The sequence below is a fragment of the Longimicrobium sp. genome, from assembly GCA_036389795.1.
Lineage (GTDB): Bacteria > Gemmatimonadota > Gemmatimonadetes > Longimicrobiales > Longimicrobiaceae > Longimicrobium.
Window position 1 is genome coordinate 1 of sequence record DASVWD010000280.1, and the last position, 6,461, is coordinate 6,461.

Annotated in this window: 8 protein-coding genes; 1 reads left to right on the plus strand and 7 read right to left on the minus strand. The window is 72.2% G+C overall.

The features are described from left to right. On the minus strand, positions 1 to 976 hold a 976-nt coding region (locus VF746_31585; GenBank protein HEX8697003.1), incomplete at its 3' end, for an ABC transporter permease. Positions 977 to 1,982: 1,006 nt separating this feature from the next. Here VF746_31585 and VF746_31590 point away from each other — a divergent pair. Continuing rightward, entirely contained in the window at positions 1,983 to 2,339 is a 357-nt protein-coding gene (locus VF746_31590; protein ID HEX8697004.1) for a hypothetical protein, read from the plus strand. A 109-nt stretch (positions 2,340 to 2,448) separates the two neighbouring features. Here the strand turns inward: VF746_31590 and VF746_31595 are convergent, their stop codons facing one another. From VF746_31595 to VF746_31620, 6 genes are all read right to left on the minus strand, one after another. Next, the gene (locus tag VF746_31595; protein ID HEX8697005.1) at positions 2,449 to 2,781 is read right to left on the minus strand and encodes a PadR family transcriptional regulator; all 333 of its coding nucleotides are present in this window, start codon (positions 2,779 to 2,781) and stop codon (positions 2,449 to 2,451) included. Positions 2,782 to 2,920: 139 nt separating this feature from the next. Beyond that, entirely contained in the window at positions 2,921 to 3,304 is a 384-nt protein-coding gene (locus VF746_31600) for a VOC family protein (protein ID HEX8697006.1), read from the minus strand. Between the two features lie 159 nt (positions 3,305 to 3,463). Beyond that, positions 3,464 to 3,610: a hypothetical protein gene (locus VF746_31605; protein ID HEX8697007.1), complete on the minus strand. Its 147-nt coding sequence runs from the start codon at positions 3,608 to 3,610 to the stop codon at positions 3,464 to 3,466. Positions 3,611 to 3,665: 55 nt separating this feature from the next. Beyond that, positions 3,666 to 4,004 carry an MmcQ/YjbR family DNA-binding protein gene (locus tag VF746_31610; protein ID HEX8697008.1) on the minus strand — a complete coding sequence of 113 codons (339 nt, stop codon included), beginning with the start codon at positions 4,002 to 4,004 and terminating at the stop codon, positions 3,666 to 3,668. Positions 4,005 to 4,691: 687 nt separating this feature from the next. Beyond that, positions 4,692 to 5,606 (minus strand): hypothetical protein, encoded by a 915-nt coding sequence (locus tag VF746_31615; protein HEX8697009.1) that lies wholly within the window; start codon positions 5,604 to 5,606, stop codon positions 4,692 to 4,694. Positions 5,607 to 6,232: 626 nt separating this feature from the next. Further along, positions 6,233 to 6,461: glucosamine-fructose-6-phosphate aminotransferase (locus VF746_31620; GenBank protein ID HEX8697010.1), on the minus strand; the 229-nt coding region annotated here is incomplete at its 5' end.

Here is a 6,461-nt window from a genome sequence, read left to right on the forward strand (position 1 = left end):
CCGGATCGATCCGGACGGGGAGCGTGGCCAGGACACGGCTGGCCGGGACGGACGCCAGCAGCCCCAGCCCCGCCCCCACCGCGGTCAGCCTGGCGGCGCGCGCGAGGCGGGGACGGCCCGCGGCCCGCGGCACCAGCCCGCGCGCGGCGGCGGCCAGCCCGAGCAGGCTCGTGAGCAGCGCCGCGCCCGCGGCCACCGCCAGCAGCCGCGCCGGGAAGCGCAGCACCGCCGTGTACGCGGCCACCAGCGCGCCGAGCGGGCGCGCGTCCACCACCGGCACGCGCGGGTCGACGGCCGCGGCGGCGCGCGCGGCCTCCGCGGCGAGCGCGTCCATGTCGGCGCCGGGCGCGCGCACCACGAACGACATCGCCCGCGGCGGCGGCCAGCCGCCGGCGATGGACGGCAGGGGCACGTACACGTCGCGCGGCGCGGGGCGGTCCAGGCCGGCGCCGCGCACGTCGCCCGCCACGCCGACCACCCGGTGCCACTCCGCCCGCTCGCTCAGCCGCAGGCGCCTGCCGATCGGGTCCCGTCCCGGCCACGCGTGCCGCGCGAACGCCTGGCTGACGACGGCCACCGGCGCCCCCGCCTCGGCCTCCCCCCGCGTCGGCGCGCGCCCGGCGACCGGGACGCCGAGCGCGGCCAGGTAGTCGCCGCTGGTGAAGGTGACCGGCACGCACGCCACGCCGCCGCCCTCCGCCCGCACCGAGGAGCAGCCGTCGAAGCCGGAGAGCGGCAGCGCGTGCGCGACCCCGACCTCCCGCACGCCCGGGAGCGCCCGCAGGCGGTCCGCGAGCGCCTGGTGGAACGCCGCGGCCTGCGCGTGGCTCGCGAAGCCCTGCTCGGGAAGGAGGACGCGGAAGGTGAGCGCTCCTTGCGCGCGGAAGCCGGGCGGCACCGCGTCCAGGGCCCGCGAGCCGCGGTGGAGCAGCGCCGCCGAGACCAGCAGCACCAGCGAGAGGGCGACCTGCGCCACCAGCAGCGCCGCCGCCCGCCCGCGCCGGGGCCCGCCGCGCGGCGCCCGGCGCGGGGTCGCGGCGCACCAGCGGCAGCAGGCCCAGCACGAGCGCCGCGGCGAACGCGCACCCCGCGGCCGCCGCGGCGAGCGCCGCCCCCGCGCGCGGCTCGGCGATCAGCGGCACGCCCGCCGGCAGCAGCGAGGAGAGCAGGCGCCCCGCGCAGAGCGCGACCGCGCCGGCGGCGGCGCCCGCCATCGCTCCCAGCACGGCCGCCTCCGCCATCACCCGCCGCTCCCCGGCCGGCGAGCGCGGCGCCGGCCGGCGCGGCACGCCCAGGCGCGCGACGAACCGCGCCGCGGCCGCCGCACAGGCGACGAGCATCAGCACCGCCAGCGCGCCGGCCACCACCCGCGGCAGCCCCGCGCCCCGGCCGAGCACGGACGCGCGCAGCGGCACCACCTCGGTCCGGAAGCCGCTGGAGCGCAGGAAGCCCACCGGGTAGGCGGCCGGCAGCGCGCGCGGCAGCTCCGCCGTCAGCGCCGCCAGCTCCCCGCGCGCCTGCCCCGGCGACACGCCGTCCCGCAGCCGGCCCACGGCGCGGAACACGTGGTGCGGCTCGGGGCGCTCGCGCGGGTCCAGCCGGAGCGGCATCCACGCGCCCACCCCCGCCAGCTCCGGCGCCTCCAGCTCCTCCGGCAGGCGCACGCCGGGCGCCAGCACGCCCACCACCCGCACGGCGCGCCCGTCCAGGTCGATCGTGCGCCCCACCAGCCGGCGGTCGCCGCCGAAGCGCGCGGACCACAGCGCGTGCGCCAGCACCGCCACGTCCGCCTCTCCGCGCAGCTCGTCCGCCGCGGTGAGGCCGCGTCCGAGCACGGTGCGAGCCCCCAGCACCGCGGCCATTCCCGCGCTCACGCGCGCCGTGCCGATGCGCTCCGCGGGCGTGCCCGGCCCGCCCGCGAGCGTCGCGGGCGCCAGCGTGTAGAGCGCGAGATGCGAGAAGCTCCGCGAGCGGCGCCGGAGGTGGAGGAACTGCGCGCGGCCCAGGTGCCAGCGCGTCTCTCCGATGCCGGGGACGGCGGTCTGCAGGCGGACGAGGCGGTCGGGCGACGGGTAGGGAAGCGGCCGCAGGACGGCGTCGCGGAGGAGGGAGGCGCCCGCCGCCGCCGCCCCGACCCCGAGCGCCAGCGCGGCCACCGCCGCGAGCGCGAAAGCCGGCTCGCGCAGCGGCAGCCTGAGCGCGGCGCCCAGGTCCGCGGCCACCTCGCGCAGGCGGGCGCCGCGCACGGCCCGGCACCCCTCCTTGACCGCCTCCACGTCGCCGAAGGCGCGCAGCGCCTCCGCGCGCGCCCGGTCCGGCGCCACGCCTGCGCGCTCTAGCCGCTCCGCCTCCATCTCCAGGTGGAAGCGGAGCTCGTCGTCCAGCTCGCGCTCAGGGTCGCCGGGGCGCAGGAAGGCGCGCAGGCGCAGCGCCACGCGGTCGATCATCTCAGGGCGTGCCCAGGATCAGCTCCACCGCGGAGGCGAAGCGGCGCCACGCCTGGGTCTCCTCGCCCAGCGCACGGCGGCCGGCCGTGCTCAGGCGGTAGTACTTGGCCCTGCGGTTGTTCTCCGTGACCGCCCACTCGCTGGCAATCCACCCCTTGCTCTCCAGGCGGTGCAGGGCCGGGTACAGCGAGCCCTGGCCCACCTGCAGGGCGTCGTCCGAGAGCTGCTGGATGCGCTGCGCGATGCCCCAGCCGTGCAGCGGGGCCAGCGACAGCGTCTTGAGGATCAGCAGGTCGAGCGTGCCCTGCAGCACGTCCGCGGAAGGTGCACCCATGCGTTCTCCTGTCGGATGACGAGGGGAAGTGTAGGCGCACTCCTGTCGGACGTCAAGGGGAAGATTCTCGGGAAGGCGTGGGCGCGGATGCAGGGTGGGCGTGTCGTTGCGCCCCCTTGGACGAGAGGCGAAAGATACTTCAGCGCACCGGCTGGCCGATGCCGAGGAGGTTGCCCTCGCTGTCCCTGAACCAGGCGGCCCTCTCGCCGACGCCCTTGCTCGGATAGTTCCCGGCGATGTCCGCGATGCCGCCGACCGTCTTCAGTCCGGGCAGGTCGTACTCCTCGAACACCACTCCGCGGGCGCGCAGCGCCGCCACCGCCGCCTTGATGTCGGCGACTTCCCAACCCATCTGCGTGTGGGTGCCCGAAGCGGCGCCCGCCGACGCGAACAGGGCGAAGTAGCCGTTCCCGCAGCGGTAGAGGAGGCCCCCGGGCCTTTCCTCCACGGGCTCCAGGCCCAGCTTCTCCGCGTAGAACGCCCTGGCCCGCTCCAGGTCCTGCGCGGGAAGCCGGGTCGCCACTTCACTGTCCTGGAGCATCTCCCTGTCACCTCCAGCGTGTGCCTCACGTCCGTCCGCACCCGTGTCGCCACGCGTGGGCTCAGCACGATAACGCGGAGGGCGGCGCATGCACGGCCGCCCTCCGGATCGTCTCTCGACAGCAGCAGCTACACGCCTGCGCTACTCCACCGTCACTCTCCTGGCCAGGTTGCGCGGCTGGTCCACGTTGGTGCCCCGCATCACGGCGATGTGGTAGGCCAGGAGCTGCAGCGGCACCCTCGCCAGGATCGGGGTGAGCTGTCGTGCGTCCGGCGTCGCGTCCGGCACCTCGAGACAGTCACCGGCTGCCGGCGTCCGAGCTCAAACCGGGACCGCGCGCAGCTCAGGGGAGCGCGTCGAAAGCATCGACCAGTCTGCGCGGGGCCGCACGCCGCCAGGCGTCCTGCACGAGTGCACGCAGCTGTGCCGGCTCGGCCGCCGCGAGCTTCACGAAAACCCAGGGAAAGTCGCGAATCTGGCTCGTGAGATGGAACACGGCCGGAGCCGTCGTGATCAGGTGGTCGCGCTCGAACCAATCGGTGCGCAGCACGAGCGTCCGGCCGTCCTCCATGAGGCGCAGGAAGAGCTTCTTCCGCACCGTGAAGGAGTGGGTTCCGCGCGACGCAGCCTCGACCGCGCCCGGGAGCTCCAGCGCGATCGCGCGCACGTCCTCGAAGGTCATCGGCCTCGGCCCTCATGATGGGGGAAAGCGCGCCCCGGCTCGACGAGCACATGCCGCTGGGGCCGGTGCGATCGGGACGCCGCTACAACCCACGCCACGCCGAATTGCACTTGCCACATGGGCAATCCGTCTTCCATGCACACGGACTCGATTCTCCCGCCAGCGTGACTCCCTCGACGCTGATCAAGCCGCGGCAGAAAGGGCAGCGTTGAGTTACCGGCTCTCCGGCTTGAAACTGCTCCAGAGCGATATAAGCCGGCCTTGCCTGCTCCGGCAGCCCATCGAAGCTCATCCCTCTCGCGTAATCGTCTTTCCGAGACATTGCCTGGAGTTTCGCCCGCGCGCCTGAGATGGTTCGCCCGCCGCCGCTGCGCAAGGCTCGGTAGGCAGATCAGACAAAGGGCGGCGGCAGGATTGCCGCCGTCCTGCATGAGCCACGGTGGCCGTGAGCCCGGGGGACCACCGCTGCTGCAGGCGGCGCCTGTACGGAGATAATAAACTCGGCTACCGAACTTCCAAACAAATCCTGGGAAATCCGAGAGAGAAGAAAATATCCCGGCTACTGCTGACTCTGCGCGAGGCAAATACTTTTCGTGGATCTGGTATCACGTGGAGCAACGGAAGCGCCGTCCCCGCGGGGACGGCGCTTTCCTCATGTGCGATCCCTGCCGGGTGCGGCGAGGGCCGCTAGTAGCAGGGGAACGCGCCCTCCCACACGTCCACGTACTGCCAGGTGCCCTTCGTCGTGCCCGCGGCATCGGTGACGTAGAGGTCCAGGTAGTAGCCGAACCCGGAGTTGGTGTAGGCCGTCTGCGGGGAGGTGTCCCAGGGCGCGCCGTTCACGTACCACTGGTAGCTGTACGGCGGGGTACCTCCCGAGACGCTGGCGTAGGCCCAGCAGGTCTGGTACGGCTGCGCCTGGAAGGAGGCCGAGATGCCCACCGAGAGGGGCTGCGGAACGATCGACTGCACCTTGACGTTCTGCAGGACGATCGTGGGCGAGTTGCCGGTCGCGGCCTGCACCCACGCACCCCGGTTCACCATCTCGATGGTGTTCACCTGTCCGTAGTTGACCAGCCCGCTGATGGTGAGCACGTAGGTGTAGGCGTTGCCGCCCTGCACGTAGTAGGGGTTGCTCGACGAGTTGTTGGCCGAGAAGTTGGGGCTCCAGAACAGCCCCCAGTAGTTGTCGGCCTGGCCCCAGGAGGCTCCGCGGTTGGTGTAGTAGTACTCCGTCTGGCTGCGGTTGGGATAGTAGTAGGTGGCGCCCTTGTTGTAGAGGTGGGCGTCGGTCACCTTCGCGCCGTTCACCTTGATCTCGAAGATGGTGCTGTTGCCCGCCGTGCTGCCGTAGTTGATGCGCGCGTCGAAGCTCAGCCGGATGGTCCCCGACGACGGCATCGACACGTTCCACGTCACCGACGAGCCGTTGGTGAGGTTCAGGCCGGTCGCGAGCGTCTCGGTGGAGCCCGCCACCAGCAGGCGCGGCCGGGCGTCGGGGGTGAGGGTGGCGACCGGACTGCTCGCGTCGGAGCACGCCGTGAGACCGACCGCCAGGGCGAGCACGATCGCGCGGGCTACCTTCGGAATTGCTGCTGTCATGGCATCCTCCGGGTTCGTGGGTAACCTGTCCCCCGGGGCGATCCTCGCCCACGAGGGGTTCGCCTCCTACATATAATACGACACAACTTGGCAGGCAAATGTTTTCGGATTGGCTCTCTGATCCCGCGCCCGGGCGCGTGGGCATCGCTTGCAGGCTTGGGGAAGATGCCACTTACAGCAAGAGCCTCGGGTCACTCCGCTCATCCTCGCGCCAATATGTGCTCGAAGATCAGAAATCAACTGATTCGAGGTAGCACACCTGGGGCCAAAAAACTTGAAGGTTTTGAGGAGGGCCAAGGTTAGTACAGGTCGGCCAGCGCCACCGACGGGTGTGAGGATGGTCTGGTTTAACCTGAGCGGCACGGAAGGGCCTTCATCGGCTGGGCACCTGGGCGCGCAAGCACCTCTGGAACGATGCGACGGCTTGCCCGATCGCGTCAGGGACCGAGAGCAATGGGTGTGGACATGCCGGCCAGGCGCCGAGTGGCGTGAGCACCCACGAGCCAGGCCTGCAAGTGCGCGACGCCGCCCCTCTTCCGAGCGGCGGCGTCTCCGTCAGTAGCCGAGTTCATTTCCGAGTAGCCGACTTTATTATCTCCGGACAGCGCCCCTCCCTCCGGCTCCCCTCACTCCACCGTCACACTCTTGGCCAGGTTGCGCGGCTGGTCCACGTTGGTGCCCCGCATCACCGCGATGTGGTAGGCCAGGAGCTGTAGCGGCACGCTGGCCAGGATCGGGGTGAGCATGTCGATGGTGCGCGGGATGGTGATGGCGTGGTCCACCACGTCCAGCAGCTCGTGGTCGTCCTCGCTGATCACGCCGATGATGCAGCCGCCGCGCGCCTTCACCTCGTCG

Excerpts from the sequence above, each read along its gene's own strand:
- VF746_31595 (HEX8697005.1), bottom strand. The coding sequence starts at position 2,781 with ATGGGTGCACCTTCCGCGGACGTGCTGCAGGGCACGCTCGACCTGCTG.
- VF746_31610 (HEX8697008.1), bottom strand. The coding sequence starts at position 4,004 with ATGACCTTCGAGGACGTGCGCGCGATCGCGCTGGAGCTCCCGGGCGCG.
- VF746_31615 (HEX8697009.1), bottom strand. The coding sequence starts at position 5,606 with ATGACAGCAGCAATTCCGAAGGTAGCCCGCGCGATCGTGCTCGCCCTG.